Genomic DNA, 16,086 nt, shown 5'->3' with positions numbered 1-16,086 from the left:
GGAGTACAGACAATGAGCGCCGTAAAAAACACGCCTCTGAACAAAAAAAAAGGCACCGCTGCCGACACCAAGCTGTCGATGCGTGCCGCCCGTGAAGCCCAAAATGGCCTGGCGGCCACCCTCGCCAATGTACGGGCCACCCAGGACGGCCTGACCGAACTGGACGCTTCGGCGCGTCTGCAACGAGAAGGCTATAACGAAGTCGCCCACGACAAGCCGCCACACGCTATCGTCCAGTTCCTGCAGGCTCTGAACAACCCGTTCATCTACGTGCTGCTGACCCTGGGTGGCATCAGCTTTGTGACTGACTGCTGGCTGCCGATGCAGGAAGGCGAAGAAGCCGACCCGACCAAGGTCGTCATCATCATGACCATGGTGTTGCTCAGCAGCCTGCTGCGTTTCTGGCAGGAACACCGTTCGGCCAAATCCGCCGAGGCCCTCAAGGCCATGGTACGCACCACCGCCACCGTACTGCGCCGCGAGCAGGTTGGTGCTCAGCCCACCTTGCGCGAAGTGCCGATGCGTGACCTGGTGGCCGGCGATATCGTGCAATTGTCCGCCGGCGACATGATCCCCGCCGATATCCGCCTGATCGAGTCCCGCGACCTGTTTATCAGCCAGGCCGTGCTGACCGGCGAAGCCCTGCCGGTGGAGAAGTACGACACCCTGGGCGATGTCACGCAAAAATCCGCCTCTACCCTGGCCGCCGACCAGGGCAACTTGCTGGACTTGCCGAACATCTGCTTCATGGGCACCAACGTGGTCAGCGGCCGCGCTAAAGCAGTGGTGGTGGCAACGGGGCCGCGCACCTACTTTGGCTCCCTGGCCAAGGCGATTGTCGGCTCGCGGGTGCAAACCGCCTTCGACCGGGGCGTGAACAGTGTCAGTTGGCTGCTGATCCGCTTCATGCTGGTGATGGTGCCCATCGTGTTCCTCCTCAATGGCTTCTCCAAGGGCGATTGGGGTGATGCCTTCCTGTTTGCCCTGGCGGTCGCCGTCGGCCTTACCCCGGAAATGCTGCCGATGATCGTCAGCGCCAACCTGGCCAAGGGCGCCACGGCCATGGCCAAGCGCAAAGTAGTGGTCAAGCGCCTCAATGCGATCCAGAACTTCGGTTCGATGGACGTGCTGTGCACCGACAAGACCGGCACCCTCACCCAGGACAAGATCATCCTCGAACATCACGTCAATGCCTTCGGCCAGCGCGATGACGCCGTGCTGTCCCTGGCCTGGCTCAACAGCTTTCATCAGAGCGGCATGAAAAACCTGATGGACCAGGCAGTGGTGCAGTTCTCGGAACAAAACCCCAAGTTCCAGGTGCCGTTTGCCTACAGCAAGGTCGATGAATTGCCGTTCGACTTTGTCCGTCGTCGCCTGTCGATCGTGGTCAAGGATGCCGCCGATGACCAGTTGCTGGTGTGCAAGGGCGCGGTGGAAGAGATGCTGAGCATTTCTACCCATGTCATGGAGGCCGGCGAAGCCTTGCCTCTGGATGACGGCCGTCGTGACGCCCTGCTCGCGCTCGCCAATGACTACAACGAAGACGGTTTCCGCGTGCTGGTGGTAGCGACCCGCAATATTCCTAAAGCGCTGGCACGCCAGCAGTACACCACCAGCGACGAACGCAACCTGGTGATCCAAGGCTTTCTGACCTTCTTGGACCCACCGAAGGAAACCGCAGGCCCGGCCATTGCGGCACTGCAACAGATTGGCGTGGCAATCAAGGTGTTGACCGGCGACAACGCCGTGGTCACCAGCAAGATCTGCCGCCAGGTTGGCCTGGAACCCGGCCAGCCGCTGCTGGGCGTGGAAATCGAAGCCATGGACGACGCCACCCTGCTGCGCCGCGTAGAAGAGCGCACGGTATTCGCCAAGCTCACGCCGCTGCAAAAATCCCGCGTGCTCAAGGCCCTGCAAGCTAACGGGCACACCGTCGGCTTCCTCGGCGACGGCATCAACGATGCACCGGCGCTGCGGGATGCCGATGTGGGTATTTCGGTGGACAGCGGTACCGACATCGCCAAGGAATCGGCCGACATCATCCTGCTGGAAAAGAGCCTGATGGTGCTGGAAGAAGGCGTGCTCAAGGGCCGCGAAACCTTCGGCAATATCATGAAGTACCTGAACATGACCGCCAGCTCCAACTTCGGCAACGTGTTCTCGGTGCTGGTGGCCAGTGCGTTCATCCCGTTCATGCCGATGCTGGCGATCCATCTGCTGCTGCAGAACCTGATGTATGACATCTCCCAACTGGCCCTGCCGTGGGACAAGATGGACAAGGAATACCTGGCCAAGCCACGCAAGTGGGATGCGAAAAACATCGGCCGCTTCATGATCTGGATCGGACCGACCTCGTCGATCTTCGACATCACCACCTTTGCGCTGATGTGGTACGTGTTCTCGGCCAACAGCGTGGAAATGCAGACCCTGTTCCAGTCCGGCTGGTTTATCGAGGGGCTGCTTTCGCAAACCCTGGTGGTGCATATGCTGCGCACCCGCAAAATCCCGTTCTTCCAGAGCACGGCCGCCTGGCCGGTGTTGATGATGACCTGCATCGTGATCGCCCTGGGCATCTACGTACCGTTCTCACCGCTGGGCACCCTGGTGGGCCTGCAACCGCTGCCGCTGGCGTACTTCCCATGGCTGGTGGGCACCTTGCTGGCTTACTGCTGCGTCGCCCAACTGATGAAGACCATCTACATCCGCCGCTTCAAGCAGTGGTACTGACCCTCCTCGCCGTTAAAACGCAGGCGGCTGCCTGGTCGCCTGCGTGCATACAAGGATTTGCTCATGCGCGTGTTGATCTGTGCAGGTCGTCATTACGCCGACACCAAAAAGTCCCGCCATGTGCTGGACGCTTACCACCGCCTGCGCCCGGTGCAGGTACTGATTCACGGCGGCAACCAGTTCCTGGGCAGTGAGATCGAGGAATGGGCGCGGGAAATCGGTATCGACGTGGTGCGTTATCCACCCAATTGGCAGCGCCATGGCAAACAGGCGGAACGCCAGCGCAACCACTTCATGCTGGCCGACAGCCGCCCCGACCTGATCATTGCCCTGCCGGGTGGTGACGATACCTCGGAGCTGGTTTGCCAGGCCAAAGCCAGCGGCATTTCGGTGCTGACCGTAGAAAGCTGAATTCAAGCGAGGTGCATCATGCACAAAAAATACACGCCGGCACGCCGCGACGGATTTACCAAATATCGCGCGCGCCACTCTCGTCACACCCTGCTGTTACTGCCGCCAGCAAAGCGCCGTGCATTGCAGCGCAACTTGATCTTTATCGGCATGACCCTGGGCCTGGTCTTTGTCGTCGCGTTGATTTCAAAAGCCCAAGCCGCAGGCGGCGCTTATGTGGTTGATGACGGTGCGATCAACGCGCCGGGGGAATGCAACGTCGACGCATGGTACAGCGCCCATCGGCACGCGGGCAGCACCCACAACAGCAGCTTGTCGCCCGCGTGCACGTTCAGCGCTATGCCTGCCGTGCAATGGGGCGCCGCGTTGTCACGGGCCGTGGATGCAGGCAAAGGCGAGACGCAGATCAGCCCGCAAGCCAAGGTGCAGGTGCTGTCACGACAAGAGTTGGGCTTGGAACTGGCGATTGCGGTCGGGGCGCATGTCGCGCTGGATCGCCATCACGGGTTCGACGGCGCAGATCTGAACATCCCACTCACATGGCAACCCCTGGCACCCTTGCGCCTGAACCTTAACGCCGGCTGGAGCCACGCCTACAACGACGGTGATCAACAGCATCGCCTGACTTGGGGCACGGGGTTCGGATATCAGTTGGCAGAGAAGCTCACGCTGATTGGCGAGCGTTATGGCCAGGAAGGCGGCGAACAGGCCTGGCAGGCTGGGCCGCGCTTGCACATTGGCGAATGTGTCGACGTGGACCTGCTGGTCGGGCGCAGCCTGATTGGCGATCGCGCCCAGTGGCTGACCACTGGGGCGACGCTGAGGTTCTAGGCGTTGGCCTGCTGCTCCAGATGCACCTGCAATTGCGGATCGATGTGCAACTGACCGGCCAGGTCGTCGAGGTAATTGCGCTCGGCGTCCTGCTGATCATTGACCAGCATCACGCTGGCCAGGTAAATCTCCGCAGCGAGTGCCGGGTCATTGGCATACTCGGCAAAATCGGCGGCATCCAGGGGCTTGGCGACTTCGGCGTCGAGCCACTGCTGTAATTGTGGGTCGTCGGTGTGACGGCCAATCTCGGCAGAAATCATTTGCTGCTCTTGCGCATCGATTTTGCCATCGGCCTTGGCCGCCGCGATCAACGCACGCAGTACGCCGTGGCTATGGGCTTCGGCTTCAGGCCCTTCAAGCTGGTCAACGGTCTGGATAGCTTGCTGCGGGGCCGAAGCCTGCTGGCGTTGCCACGCTTGGTACGCTTGGAACGCCGCCATGCCCAGGGACGCCAGCGCCGCGTAGTTCATCCCACCGCCGCTACGCGTTTGGGTGGCCCCACCTGCCGGCGCGCCGCCCAACAAGCCACCCAGGCCACCTAATAAACCACCCAAACCGCCGCCCGCCGCAGACGCATTGCCGGTGCCGGCGCCCTTCAACAACCCTCCAAGCAACCCGCCCAGGCCGCCGCCCGCAGCTCCGCCGCCTTGCTGCCCTGCACGCAACAGTTGTTCCAGTAGATCGCTGGTATTCATGGTGTCGCCCTCCCGGGGCGCAATAGTGGCTTGATCAAACATAGTCCTCCCCTGATGGAACACCATGACCGTCGGGCGGGCAAGCTTTATGATGGCGCGATCACGCCAAGAAGGGAGAACCGCGGTGAACCGCATCGAGCACATTGCGCTGATGGCCACCTATAACCAATGGATGAACCGCAAGGTCTACGACGCCGCCGCCGCCCTGACGCACGCGCAGTTGACCCTGGACCGCCAAGCGTTTTTCGGTTCGATCTTCGGCACCTTGAACCACCTGATGCTGGGTGACACCGTCTGGCTCAAGCGCTTCGCCGAACACCCGGCCAACTTTGCGGCCTTGGCGCCGCTGAACGGGGTTGCCACGCCCGGCGACCTCACGCAACTGGCCTTCGCCAGCCTTGCCGAACTAGCGGCCCATCGCGCCTGGCTGGATCAACTCATCATCGATTGGGCCCACAGCCTGCACGAGCCCCACCTCGACCAACGCCTGCGCTATCACAACATGCGCGGCGTGGCCGCCGAGAAACCCTTCTTCGGTTTGCTGGTGCACTTTTTCAACCACCAGACTCATCACCGCGGCCAGGTGACGACACTGCTGAGCCAGGCGGGTGTGGACGTAGGGGTCACCGACTTGCTGGCGCTGATTGACTGAAGGCCGACACGGTCAATGTGGGAGCTGGCTTGCCTGCGATGGCGGTGTAACAGGTTCAATACCTGTGACTGACACATCGCTATCGCAGGCAAGCCAGCTCCCACAGTTGCCCTATATTGCCCAAAGCATCAGTGCTGTCACTTCATCTTGCTGCTCAAGATCTCCACGCTGCGCTTCAAATCATCCAGGCTGCGCTTGAGACCGTCGATCTCGCTTTTCTGCCGCTCTATCGTGCTCTTCTGCTCATCCACCGTACGCTTAAGACTCGACAGCTGGCTGTCACTGCTACTGGCACTCGAGCCGTCCTTGCGCTTGAACTCATCAAACGCCCGCTCCTGGCCCTCCACTTTGCTTTTCAAGCTTTGCAGTTCGCTTTGACTCTGTTTTTGCCCAGCTTGCAGCGCCTCGACATCCCCCACGGAAACACCCGACGGCTTCAACACATAGGCACCGCCCACGTCCATCGAGCCGGCCGTCAACTTGTCTGAAGACGACGCACTAAATTCGCCCCACTGCACCGCACTCCCCGCCTGCGCCGAGCTGAACGCGCCAGTGCCCAACAACCCCGCGACACCTGCGGCCATGATCCAAGCCTGCTTACGGATACTGAGCATCAAACGACTCCCTGCGAAAATGCCGAAATGGCCTATCGCTATGACTGTCATTTATGGGGCTTGTTCCTGGGTGGCTTGCGTTCATCGGGACTTGACACAAAGGCCCTGTAGATCACTGATCTGCCACGCTTTTTCCTGCGCATCTTTATGCGGGAAAACCGGCTTGGAGGTTGCGCTGAAGCGGCTGGATCTATATATTCCCAACCCTGTTACACCGCGCTACCGCCCGAATGGCGAAACTGGTAGACGCATGGGACTTAAAATCCCCCGCTCGTAAGGGCGTCCCGGTTCGATTCCGGGTTCGGGCACCATCTCCTGTTCCACTGACGGTCAGCACTGTTTGTGGAACCCTTGAAAACCCGCCGTTTGGCGGGTTTTTTCGTTTATGGCGTTTCGTCGGTTTCCGTATGTTTGCAGACTTTCGTGTTTCCGAACTCTGCCAGCGAGGAAGCGCTCAGCCTGTATGAACGCTGGCTTGGCATTCCTCGCCAGGGTCCAGTGCTTTTGGACTTGCAAACCCTCAGAAATCTACCGTACCCGAGAGCAATACCGTGCGCGGCGCGCCCAAGCCGCCAGAAAGGCCGCTGCCATCCCCCCCGTTCCACGAACCAAGCCAGTACGCCTTATTGGTGACGTTCTGCACGGTGGCGCGCAAGGTCACAGGCTTGGTCTCGACCTTGAAGGCATAGCGAGCCCCCACATCGTAGGTGGTGTACGAGTCCAGCGACACCCGATGATCGTTGGTCGCGTATTGTTTGCCCGTGTGGTTGATGTTGCCGGTCAGGGTCAACCCAGGGACGTCGAGGAGGTCATACTCCGTGCCTAGCTTGGCAATCACCTTGGGCACGCCTGTCACTTGCTTGTCTTTGACACCACCGGTGACCACCTTGGTCATTTCTGCCTGGGTATAGGTCGCACCGCCCATCAGGCGCAATCTTGGTTGCAACTCGCCAAAGAACGACCATTCCACGCCACGGTTTTGTTGCTCGCCGTAGACGCCGAAGACATTGGTGAGCGGATCGGTAAAGGCACTGGGCTTCTCAATCTGGAACAGGCTGACGGTATGGGCGAAAGAGCCCAGGTCTACCTTGGTCCCCAGTTCGTATTGCTTGGTCTGGTACGGCTGCATGACCGCACCTGCGTTCTCTGCCGAGTCAGGGGCCGACGCGCCTTGGCTGAGGCCCTCGATGTAGTTGGCATAGAGCGACACCTCATCCGTCACCTTGACCAGAAGTGCGGTGGCGGGCGAGACACGGCTTTCGTCATAGCTGGTTTTCGAAGCCCTGGGGCCGAAAGCGTCGGTGGTGTTTTGCACGCGCTGACGACGGGCGCCTACGGTCCATTGCACACGGCCTTCGGCGAAGGACAGCGTATCGGCAATCGCATAGCTGCCCAGGTTGGCCCTGGTTTGCGAGGTGGTTGCACCATAGCCCGGGAAGGTCGGCGCGTTGCCAAAGTCGAGGTTGTCGTAATTTGTGGTGCCGGGGATGGCGGCTCTCGCGTCCTTGAAACTGTTGTCGGAGGTAAAACGGGTCGCGGCGATGGTCCAGGCATGATCCACGGGGCCCGTCTGGAATTTGCCCTTCAACCCGACCTCACCCGATTGCTGGGTGCCACTGCGAATCGAACGAATGGCCGAAGAGCTGATGCCACCCACATTGTTCACCAGGGTGCTTGAGTTGATCATCGCGTTGTAACCACCATCGCGCTGCCCCCACGCCGCGTAGGCAGTAAGCGAATCCGTCAGGTCGTATTCGCCCCGCACCATCGTGGTAGTGGTGTTGTTGATGGTGTAGGCCCACTTGGGTGCCAACGCATAATCGCCCTTCTTGGGGCTTGGCAAGTGGGTGACGTTGGGGGCAATTGTGTTGATCCCGAAGTAGTTGAGACCATCAATGCGTTCACGCTGTTTGTAGAAATCGAGCGATATCCGAGCCCGCTCGCCACGCCAATCCAGCCCGAGGGAAGACAGTGCCATTTTGTGTTGCTGATTATCCACGGGGGTATCGCCGTCACGGTAAACGCCGTTGAAGCGCACACCAAACTGCTTCTGATCACCAAAACGTTGCCCCAGGTCCGCGTGCACACCCCCTAGGCCCCGGGACTCATAAGTGGTGGTCAAGCGTGCCAACGGTTCGTCGCCGGCGCGCTTGGGTACCAGATTGATGCTGCCACCTACACTGCCGCTTGGCGGCATGCCGTTGAGCAGCGCCGAAGGGCCCTTGAGCACTTCGATGCGCTCCGCCAATTCGGTAGAGCCGCGCATATTCGGCGCCATGCCGACTAGGCCGTTAAAGGTGATGTCATCGGCGTTGCTGTAGAAGCCGCGGATGAAAAAGGTTTCAAAGTTGCTTCGTTTGGTGGGCACGTACACCGAGGGGTCGGTCGCACCGATCACCGAGCCGATATCCTGCGCCTGACGGTTCTGTATGTATTCATCGGTATAGCTGATGGTATTGAAAGGCGTCTCCATGAAATCCTTGTTGCCCAACAGCCCAACGCGGCTGCCGGAGGCAACCTGCCCGCCAGCATAAACCGGCGGCAGACCTGTAGCGGGGTCCATGACGCCCTCCACCACCGTTTCCGACAACTCCAGGCTGGCGCTGCTTGTGCCTGCTTGCGGGGCAGCGCTCGCGGCGGTGGGCGCCGCCGTCAGCCCCAGTACCAGCGCCATCTGCACAGCCGTGAACATATGACTTAAAGTAAAGCGTTGCGCAGCCTGCGGTGAATCAGGGGTAGCGCGATGTTGGCGACAGCGTTCCGACATGCTGAATTCCTTTTGATTCGGAGAATGTGTATGTGCTCACTAGGCTTTCCGAACCAGAAGGCAAAACCCTCAATAACAATCATTAGCATTTGTGTTTTTTTGAAAATAAAGGCGAGTGCCTGCACGGCACCCGCCCTTGCGCCCCCAAGCACAGCGGGTCAGCCCTTGTAGCCTTGAACCACCTCGTCGGCCATGCGACCGAGGCACGTTGCACTGACGGTACACAGGTACCAGGTCTGGGCGTCGACAAAGATCACACGTCCGTTGGTCCAGGCCTTGGTCTTGCGCAGCAGCGGGTTATCCAGGCTCTTCATGTCCAGCGCGGGCCGCCGTTCCATCACTGCGGTACGGTCGATCACGTAGAGAATGTCGGGATCGGCCTGCTGGATGAATTCATTGGAGATGGGCTGGCCATGTAAGCCAGCCTCGATGTCGGTGCTGGCGGGTTTTACGCCCAGGGTGTCGAAGATGAAACCGTAGCGCGACTTCACGCCATAGGAGGTGAATGCGCCGTTGTTATGCAAAACGATCAGCGCTTTCTCCGGGCGCCCATCGGTGACGCGCCGAGTCTGTTCAACCTTGGCGTCCATTTGCGCAACCTTCTGACGAGCCAACGCTTCTTTGCCTAGAATGCGCCCCAGGGTCATGAGGTGATCCTTGGCGGTGGCGAAGAGATTGCCGTGTTGGTTGGTCAGGTCCACATCGTCATAGAGCGTCGGTGCGATCTGGCTCAGTTCTGGGTAACTTTGCGCCTGCAGCGGCGAGATCAGGATCAGGTCGGGCTTGAGGGCATGCAACCGCTCAAGGTTGGGTTGGATGGTCGACCCCACGTCCATGATGTTCGGATTGTCACGGTACTGGATAAGGAAACTCGCGACATAGTCCTTGGCGATACCCACCACCGGCGCGTCCAGCTGGTCGAGTGTATCGAGTTCACTCATATCGAACGCCACCACACGTTGGGGGAGCTGGGTGATCATCGTGCTACCCAGTGGATGCTCGATCTTGATCGGCTCGTAGTGCGTATGCGCAGCGACTGGCGCGGACGCCTGTGCCGAGGGTTTGTCACAGCCCTGCAGGCCGGCCGCCACCGCGACCGCCAGCAGTGCCCCACGGATTGTTTTTGCCTTACCAATACTCATATCTGCTCCCTTGATAATGATGGGTTGAAGTAGTTGCAGACGAACCCCTGCTCGCTCTGCAGAATCTCGAAATCCAAATCAAAGAGATCGCGCAGGTGCGCCTCGGTGACAACCTCCGCTACCGGGCCACGCAAGTGCACCGCGCCGTTTTTCATGGCCACGATATGATCGGAGTAGTTGGCCGCAAAGTTGATGTCATGCACCACCAGAATCACGGTGCGACCTTGTTCGTCACATAAGCGGCGCAGCGCACGCATGATTTGTACGGCATGCTTCATGTCCAGGTTATTGAGCGGCTCGTCCAACAGCAGGTAATCGGTTTGCTGGGCAATGGTCATTGCCAGGAACGCCATTTGCCGCTGCCCGCCGCTCAGCTCGTCGATGTAAGAAAGGCGTAATGGTTGCAACGACAGAAACTCGATGGCTTCGTCAATGACCTGGCGATCCTGGACGGTGAGCGCCCCTCGGCTATAAGGGAAACGCCCGAAAGCCACCAATTCTTCAACGGTCAGCCGCAGGTTGAAATCGGGTGTCTGGCGTAAGGTGGCGACACGCCTGGCATATTCGCGGATGGGCACATCCGCAATGCTACGCCCGCCAATCAGCAGTTCGCCGCGGGTCGGCGCCAGCAGACGTGCGATCAACATCAGCAAGGTAGTCTTGCCTGCCCCGTTGGGCCCAATCAGCGAAGTCACCTGCCCTGGCGGGAACTGAACGCTGACGTCACTCAGGACGTGCTTGGTGCTGTAGGTCTTATAGACGTGACGAAGGGAAATCATGAAGCGCCTCGGGTTCGAATCATCAGCGCGAGGAAATACCCGCCGCACACCAGGTTGATGAGAATGCTGACGGAGGTGTTGTAGTTGAACATCTGCTCGACCACGTACTGGGCGACGATGAAAATGCCAATGGCAATGGCGCAACTCATGGGCAATGTAATCCGGTGCCGGGCGGTGCGGGCAAGCGCATAGGTGATGTTTGCCACAAACACGCCCATGAAAGCCGTCGGCCCGACAAGACTGGTTGAGACAGCCACCAGAATCGCGATCAGCGCAAGTTGCAGGCGCACGCTGCGTTGAAAATCGACACCCAGGGAAATCGCCTGGTCACGCCCCAGCGACAACACATCGAGCACCGGCAGGCTTCTTTGCGCGATAAAGCACGCCGCCGCCACCAGCAGCCCCGAATAGATCACTTGCGTGGGTTGCGCCTTATTAAAGGAGGCGTAGTTGAAACCCTGGAAGATCGAGAACTCACCAGGGCTGATCTTCAGTTGGATAAACTGGGTAAAGGTGCCCATCACCATGCTCAGTACCAGCCCAAGCAGGAGCAGCAGGTACACGTTGTTGCGTCCGTCATGGAACAGCCAACGGTGAATGAGCCCTGAATAAGCGAGCATCAACAGGATCGACAACAATACGTTACCGTTACGCCCCAACAGCACCAGGCTCTGGGTACCCAGCACCAGGATCAGCAAGGCCTGGAACAACAGGTAGATTGCCTCATACCCCATGATCGCCGGCGTCAGTATTCGGTTGCCGGCAAGGGTCTGGAAAATCACCGAAGAATAAGCAACGCATACTCCGGCAATAACCATCGCGGCCAAACGGGTCATTCGCTTGGGAATGACGTACTCGAAGTCAAAGCCTGAGCCCAACAACAGGAACGCTATCGCCAGGACCAGCACCAGTGCCCATAGACCATAGCGGGTAGCCACACGCCTCATGCGTATTTCCTGATCAGCAACACCAGGAACAACATACCGCCTACGCTTCCCGCGGTGAGACCGATGGGCACTTCGAAGGGATAGATCAACAAGCGGCCGAGAATGTCGCACGCCAGCAACAGCGACGCGCCGCACAACGCGACGATGGGCAATGTTCGCTCCAGGTTCTCGCCGTAGTGCAACGCCACCAGGTTGGGAATAACCAGCCCGACAAAGGGAATGGCCCCTACGGTAATGACCGTGGCGGAAACGGTGACCGCCACCAGCATCAACCCCAACGCCGCATTTGCCGTGTAGTTCAGGCCCAAGCTGCCGGCCATGCCCTCGCCCATGCCGAGTACAGTAAAGCGGTGCGCGAACAGATAAGTGAGCACGACTATCGGCAAGATCAGGTAGATGATCTCGTAATTGCCCTGGACGATCTTCGAGAAGTCTCCGAGCATCCAGCCCTGCATGCTCTGCAAGATATTGTGACGATAGGCGTAGAACTCGGCGATGGCGCTCAATACGCTGCCGTACATCAGGCCGATGACCGGAACCATCACGGTGTTCTTGAACTTGATGCGGCGGATGATCGCGACATAAAGCAGGCTCGCCGCAAAGCAAAACGCCAAGGCAAACAGCATACGGCCGGCCGCACCGGCAGCGGGGGCCACCGTCAATGAAATCAGAATGCCCAGCTTTGCTGCATCCAGCCCGCCGGAAGTTGCCGGTTCGACGAAGCGGTTGCGCACGATCTGCTGCAGAATCACGCCGCACACGGCCAGCCCCACCCCCGTGAGAATCAGGGCGGCCAGGCGCGGAAGGCGGCTGGCAGTCAGTGTCAGCCAAGCGTCATCGGATAACGTGAACAGTGCCGTCCAGGAAACCTCTTTGACCCCCACCATCAACGAAAGGCAACAAAGCACGGCAAACACGCAGAGTAAGATTAAACGGCTCAAGAACCGCCCTCACCGTCTGATTCTCCAGCAATCCGCCAGCCTTTCGCGGCTTGGCGTTGGGCGAGAAAGTGCGCGTAGAGCCCTGGCTTGGCATTCAACTGCGCATGGGAGCCCTGCTCGCTGATCTGGCCGTGATCGAGCACTAGAATCTGGTCGGCCATGACCACTGTCGACAGCTGGTGCGCGATGACAATCAGCGTGCGCGTGCCGCGTAAACGCGCCAACGCTTGCGCGATCGCCGCTTGGTTCTCGGCGTCGAGAGCGGCGGTGGCCTCATCGACCAACAAAATCGGCGCCTCTTTGATCAGCGCACGGGCGATGGAGATTCGCTGTCGCTCTCCCCCGGACAGGCGTGCACCGCCCTCGCCTACTGGCGTGTCCAGGCCTTGGGGCAAGCGTTCGATGATCTCCAGGACGCCAGCCTGTGTTGCTGCTTGCATCACTTGGGCATCAGTGGCATCGGGTTTACCGATGCGAATGTTGTCGGCGATGCTGCCCTGGAACAGGTAAGCATCCTGAAAGATCTGGCTGATCTGACCGGCCAGCTGCCCACTGGACATCTGCCGAACATCTACACCGCCCACCATCACGCGGCCTTGCGTCACATCGAAAAAGCGCGCAATCAGCCGCACCAGGGTGGTCTTGCCCGAGCCAGAAGCACCGACCAGCGCCGTCATGCTGCCGGGCTCGATACGCAGGCTGACATCGCGCAACACATCGGCCTGATCCTCGGCATAGCAAAAGCTCACGTTTTCCAATACGACCGATCCATCGACCGGCGCTTGCGGGGCCTGCGGCTCCGGCAAAGGGTCGACCTCGAAGATTTCGCGCACGGCATCAAGCTGACCGCGCGCGCCACGTAGCACTTCGCTATAACCTGCGACCTCCAGAAGCGGGTCGATAAAGCGGCTGACCAACAGCAACGACACGATCACGGCTATGACCGAAGACGGTGCCAGGCTTGCGCTCAACTGATCACCCAGCCATAGCGTGGCAGCCACCAGCAAGACGGCGAAGCCGGCCTGCACCGCCCAGGCATTGAACACCACCGACATCGCCGAGACGTGGATCAGCCGCTTTGCAGACTGCTGCTGGCGCCCGATGGCCTGCTCGAGAAACTGGGTGCCGCCGTCCTCGCCATTAAAGGCGCGGAGCACCGATTGTGCCTGGGCAAACTCGACCATGCGCTGGCTGGTCTGCGCGGCGCTGTGCTGAAAGCGTTGGTCGGCGCGCTGCCCCAGATGAGCGGTCAGCGCAAAGATACCCAACAAGAGGGGTAAAGCCAGTAGCGCGATCAATCCCATTTGCCAATGTAAGTTGAACAACGCGGCAACGATTACAACCGGTGTGACCACCCCTGTGATCAGCGGCGTGAAAACGTGGGCCGGAAGCTGAGCCAATTCCATCATGCCCTGGGAGGCCAAATGGCTCAGTCGTGCGGTATTTTGTGCGCTGAACCAACCGACCGGCAAACGCGCCACATGGTCGCCGAGCCGATGACGACCGCGCTGCAGAACAGCGATACCGACGCGGATACCCGCCTTCTCCACCGTCCGTCGCAAGGCCCAGCAAACCAGCACCCCGATCACGAGCGCAGTCAGCCATTGCCCTGCTGAGCGCACATCACCGTTCAGCAGACGAGTGAGCACCGGTACCAGAGTGACAATCGTCAGCCCGCAGAGCAGGCCGTAGACGAGCGTCATCCAAAGGTAGCGGCGCAATACGCGGGCATCTTCGCCCAGCAGTTGATTAAAGGTTTTCAGCATGACGATACCGCCTGTTCCTTGGCCTGTTCGTAGCCGCCCAGCGCCCACATTCGAGCGTAGCGGCCGTTGCGGGCGAGCAGTTCGTGGTGGCGTCCCTGCTCGCAGATCGTGCCGTTGTCGATCAGGATGATTTGGTCAGCATGCATCACCGTATCGAGGCGGTGCGCGATCACCATCAAGGTTCGGCCCCGGGCGAAGCGCGACAGTGCTTGTTGAAGCTTCACCTCGTTCTCGGCATCGGCCGCCGCCGTGGCTTCGTCGAGCACCAGCAGTGGTGGGTCCAACAATATGGCGCGGGCAATACTCACGCGCTGCAACTCGCCGCCGGAAAGCTGTACATCCTCCCCGATCACCGAGTCGTAACCTCGCGGCAAGGCGCAGATGCGCTCATGGATATTGGCAGTGCGGGCTGCGTCTTCGATTTCCTGCTGACTGGCCGAGGGGCGGCCCAGGGCGATGTTGTCGCGCAGGCTGGCATGGATAAGGCGTACCTCCTGCAACACAAAACCGATGCGCCGGTACAACTGCGCGCTCTCGATGTGCCTGAGGTCGACGCCGCCCAAGGTGATGCGCCCTTCACTCGGGTCGAAGAAGCGCAGCAACAGACGGGCCAGGGTCGACTTGCCGGAGCCCGAAGCACCGACAATCGCGGTCACCGTGCCCGGCTTGAGAATGAAGTTGACGTCCTTGAGCACCGGGGTCTGGCCGTCGTAGCTGTAGCCGAGCTGCTCGATACGTATTTCGGCATTTTCCGGCAACGCTGGCGCGGCAGCTGCCAAGGTTTCCAGCACGGGCGTTTGCAACAGCGTATGAACGCGCTGCGCTGCGCCCGTAGCATTGTTCAAGTCATGAGTAACGTAGCTCAGCAGCAACAGCGGCGCACAGATTCCCGGCGCCACCAAGGCAAAGGGCAACACGTCTACCGGTGTGATCCAGCCCAGGCTCACCCAAAGCGTCCCAAACGTCAGCACTACGCCGAGCACCGCCACCGGGGCAATCATCGCGTGAGCGTTGGCCATCGCGCTGACCAGCGGGCGGGTGAAGTCGGTAAAGGCCTCAGCGAAGCCATCAACCGCCTTGCGGTAGCTGCCATGGGCCTTGCCCTCGACCCCGAAAGCCTTGACCACAGGAATGCCATTGACGAACTCAACCACAGCATTATTGATGCGTGCCATGCCGGCGCCAAATGACTGCATGTTCGCCCCACTGGCCTTCGTGGCCCTGGAGAAAAACAGGAAGAACAGCGGGAACGGCAACAGCGAAACAATCGCCATGCGCCAGTCCATGACGAATAGGTAGAGAACCGAAACAAGAATTGCGCCGATGGTACGACCCAAGGTGGTAAAGAAGTGCGCGGTCAGGCTGTGCAACGTGCCAATGTCGTCTTGCATCGCTTGCTTGACCTCGCCGGAAGCCCGACTGGTAAACCATCCCAATGGCACCTTGGCCAGACGGCGGGTAATCGCCCGGCGCAAATGGCCAGTGATGCGGTTGTCGGCCAGGTGCGCAGCCATTTCGCCCAGCGAAATCAAGGTCATCCCGAGAAACAGGCAGGCCAGACTGATGATGACAACCCGCCAGACTTGATCCTGCATCTGGCTCCAGGCTGTCGCCACCTCATCTTGGGCCATTGCAAGCTGTGCGATATGGGCGATACCGGCCAGGGGCACCAGCGTCAGCATGGTACCGATGGCGGCCAATACCGCCGCGACTATTAGTTGCCCACGTATGGGTCTGAGTATCTGAGATACCGTGCCGGCAACGCCGGGTTCATCTGTAGCACTCATGAGTTCTCCTGAATAACCACTGCAGGT

The 16,086-nt window shown here is 59.9% G+C and carries 13 protein-coding genes and 1 tRNA gene; 5 read left to right on the top strand and 9 right to left on the bottom strand.

The genetic code is table 11. From position 1 onward, the window contains the following. Window positions 1–12: 12 nt before the first annotated feature. The 3 genes from mgtA (at window position 13) to BOP96_RS08365 (ending at window position 3,969) form a co-directional block, all read left to right on the top strand. Complete coding sequence (gene mgtA, locus BOP96_RS08375; RefSeq protein WP_073452434.1) at window positions 13–2,727, top strand: magnesium-translocating P-type ATPase; 2,715 nt, start codon at window positions 13–15, stop codon at window positions 2,725–2,727. A 63-nt stretch (window positions 2,728–2,790) separates the two neighbouring features. Continuing rightward, window positions 2,791–3,138 carry a DUF2493 domain-containing protein gene (locus BOP96_RS08370; protein WP_003191350.1) on the top strand — a complete coding sequence of 116 codons (348 nt, stop codon included), beginning with the start codon at window positions 2,791–2,793 and terminating at the stop codon, window positions 3,136–3,138. 18 nt (window positions 3,139–3,156) lie between these two features. Beyond that, entirely contained in the window at window positions 3,157–3,969 is an 813-nt protein-coding gene (locus BOP96_RS08365; protein ID WP_073452432.1) for a hypothetical protein, read from the top strand. Here the strand turns inward: BOP96_RS08365 and BOP96_RS08360 are convergent. Beyond that, on the bottom strand, window positions 3,966–4,664 hold the full coding sequence (locus tag BOP96_RS08360; protein ID WP_073452470.1) for a tellurite resistance TerB family protein: 699 nt from the start codon (window positions 4,662–4,664) through the stop codon (window positions 3,966–3,968). The genes BOP96_RS08365 and BOP96_RS08360 overlap by 4 nt on opposite strands. A gap of 124 nt (window positions 4,665–4,788) precedes the next feature. Between BOP96_RS08360 and BOP96_RS08355 the strand changes: the two genes are divergently transcribed. Next, window positions 4,789–5,316, top strand: coding sequence for a DinB family protein (locus BOP96_RS08355; RefSeq protein WP_032903022.1), 528 nt, complete (start codon window positions 4,789–4,791; stop codon window positions 5,314–5,316). A 137-nt stretch (window positions 5,317–5,453) separates the two neighbouring features. Here the strand turns inward: BOP96_RS08355 and BOP96_RS08350 are convergent, their stop codons facing one another. Further along, window positions 5,454–5,930, bottom strand: a complete 477-nt coding sequence (locus BOP96_RS08350; protein ID WP_073452466.1) for a hypothetical protein — start codon at window positions 5,928–5,930, stop codon at window positions 5,454–5,456. 224 nt (window positions 5,931–6,154) lie between these two features. Here BOP96_RS08350 and BOP96_RS08345 point away from each other — a divergent pair. After that, window positions 6,155–6,241 (top strand) — tRNA-Leu (locus BOP96_RS08345). Window positions 6,242–6,450: 209 nt separating this feature from the next. On the opposite strand, the gene BOP96_RS08340 is transcribed toward BOP96_RS08345, so the two are convergent. From BOP96_RS08340 to BOP96_RS08310, 7 genes are all read right to left on the bottom strand, one after another. After that, window positions 6,451–8,697 (bottom strand): TonB-dependent receptor, encoded by a 2,247-nt coding sequence (locus BOP96_RS08340; protein ID WP_073452430.1) that lies wholly within the window; start codon window positions 8,695–8,697, stop codon window positions 6,451–6,453. Window positions 8,698–8,855: 158 nt separating this feature from the next. After that, window positions 8,856–9,839, bottom strand: a complete 984-nt coding sequence (locus tag BOP96_RS08335) for a siderophore ABC transporter substrate-binding protein (protein WP_069868512.1) — start codon at window positions 9,837–9,839, stop codon at window positions 8,856–8,858. Then, window positions 9,836–10,618 carry an iron ABC transporter ATP-binding protein gene (locus tag BOP96_RS08330; protein ID WP_073452427.1) on the bottom strand — a complete coding sequence of 261 codons (783 nt, stop codon included), beginning with the start codon at window positions 10,616–10,618 and terminating at the stop codon, window positions 9,836–9,838. Before BOP96_RS08330 ends, BOP96_RS08335 begins: the two co-directional genes overlap by 4 nt. Then, a complete protein-coding gene (locus BOP96_RS08325) occupies window positions 10,615–11,565 on the bottom strand; it encodes an iron chelate uptake ABC transporter family permease subunit (protein ID WP_020302741.1) in 951 nt (316 codons plus the stop codon). The genes BOP96_RS08330 and BOP96_RS08325 overlap by 4 nt, the downstream gene beginning before the upstream one ends. Beyond that, window positions 11,562–12,506 carry an ABC transporter permease gene (locus tag BOP96_RS08320; RefSeq protein ID WP_073452425.1) on the bottom strand — a complete coding sequence of 315 codons (945 nt, stop codon included), beginning with the start codon at window positions 12,504–12,506 and terminating at the stop codon, window positions 11,562–11,564. Before BOP96_RS08320 ends, BOP96_RS08325 begins: the two co-directional genes overlap by 4 nt. Beyond that, complete coding sequence (locus tag BOP96_RS08315) at window positions 12,503–14,272, bottom strand: ABC transporter ATP-binding protein (protein ID WP_019817094.1); 1,770 nt, start codon at window positions 14,270–14,272, stop codon at window positions 12,503–12,505. Before BOP96_RS08315 ends, BOP96_RS08320 begins: the two co-directional genes overlap by 4 nt. Next, complete coding sequence (locus tag BOP96_RS08310) at window positions 14,266–16,059, bottom strand: ABC transporter ATP-binding protein (protein WP_073452423.1); 1,794 nt, start codon at window positions 16,057–16,059, stop codon at window positions 14,266–14,268. The genes BOP96_RS08315 and BOP96_RS08310 overlap by 7 nt, the downstream gene beginning before the upstream one ends. Between the last annotated feature and the right edge of the window lie 27 nt (window positions 16,060–16,086).

The organism is Pseudomonas sp. FSL W5-0203 (assembly GCF_001896155.1).
GTDB lineage: Bacteria > Pseudomonadota > Gammaproteobacteria > Pseudomonadales > Pseudomonadaceae > Aquipseudomonas > Aquipseudomonas paracarnis.
The sequence above is the reverse complement of the archived record's forward strand: the minus strand, read 5'-3'. Positions and strand labels throughout refer to the sequence as shown.

What these genes read in the sequence shown, in the direction of transcription:
- mgtA (WP_073452434.1), top strand. Translation starts at nt 13, where the DNA reads ATGAGCGCCGTAAAAAACACGCCTCTGAACAAAAAAAAAGGCACCGCT.
- BOP96_RS08370 (WP_003191350.1), top strand. Translation starts at nt 2,791, where the DNA reads ATGCGCGTGTTGATCTGTGCAGGTCGTCATTACGCCGACACCAAAAAG.
- BOP96_RS08365 (WP_073452432.1), top strand. Translation starts at nt 3,157, where the DNA reads ATGCACAAAAAATACACGCCGGCACGCCGCGACGGATTTACCAAATAT.
- BOP96_RS08360 (WP_073452470.1), bottom strand. Translation starts at nt 4,664, where the DNA reads ATGAATACCAGCGATCTACTGGAACAACTGTTGCGTGCAGGGCAGCAA.
- BOP96_RS08350 (WP_073452466.1), bottom strand. Translation starts at nt 5,930, where the DNA reads ATGCTCAGTATCCGTAAGCAGGCTTGGATCATGGCCGCAGGTGTCGCG.
- BOP96_RS08340 (WP_073452430.1), bottom strand. Translation starts at nt 8,697, where the DNA reads ATGTCGGAACGCTGTCGCCAACATCGCGCTACCCCTGATTCACCGCAG.
- BOP96_RS08335 (WP_069868512.1), bottom strand. Translation starts at nt 9,839, where the DNA reads ATGAGTATTGGTAAGGCAAAAACAATCCGTGGGGCACTGCTGGCGGTC.
- BOP96_RS08330 (WP_073452427.1), bottom strand. Translation starts at nt 10,618, where the DNA reads ATGATTTCCCTTCGTCACGTCTATAAGACCTACAGCACCAAGCACGTC.
- BOP96_RS08325 (WP_020302741.1), bottom strand. Translation starts at nt 11,565, where the DNA reads ATGAGGCGTGTGGCTACCCGCTATGGTCTATGGGCACTGGTGCTGGTC.
- BOP96_RS08315 (WP_019817094.1), bottom strand. Translation starts at nt 14,272, where the DNA reads ATGCTGAAAACCTTTAATCAACTGCTGGGCGAAGATGCCCGCGTATTG.
- BOP96_RS08310 (WP_073452423.1), bottom strand. Translation starts at nt 16,059, where the DNA reads ATGAGTGCTACAGATGAACCCGGCGTTGCCGGCACGGTATCTCAGATA.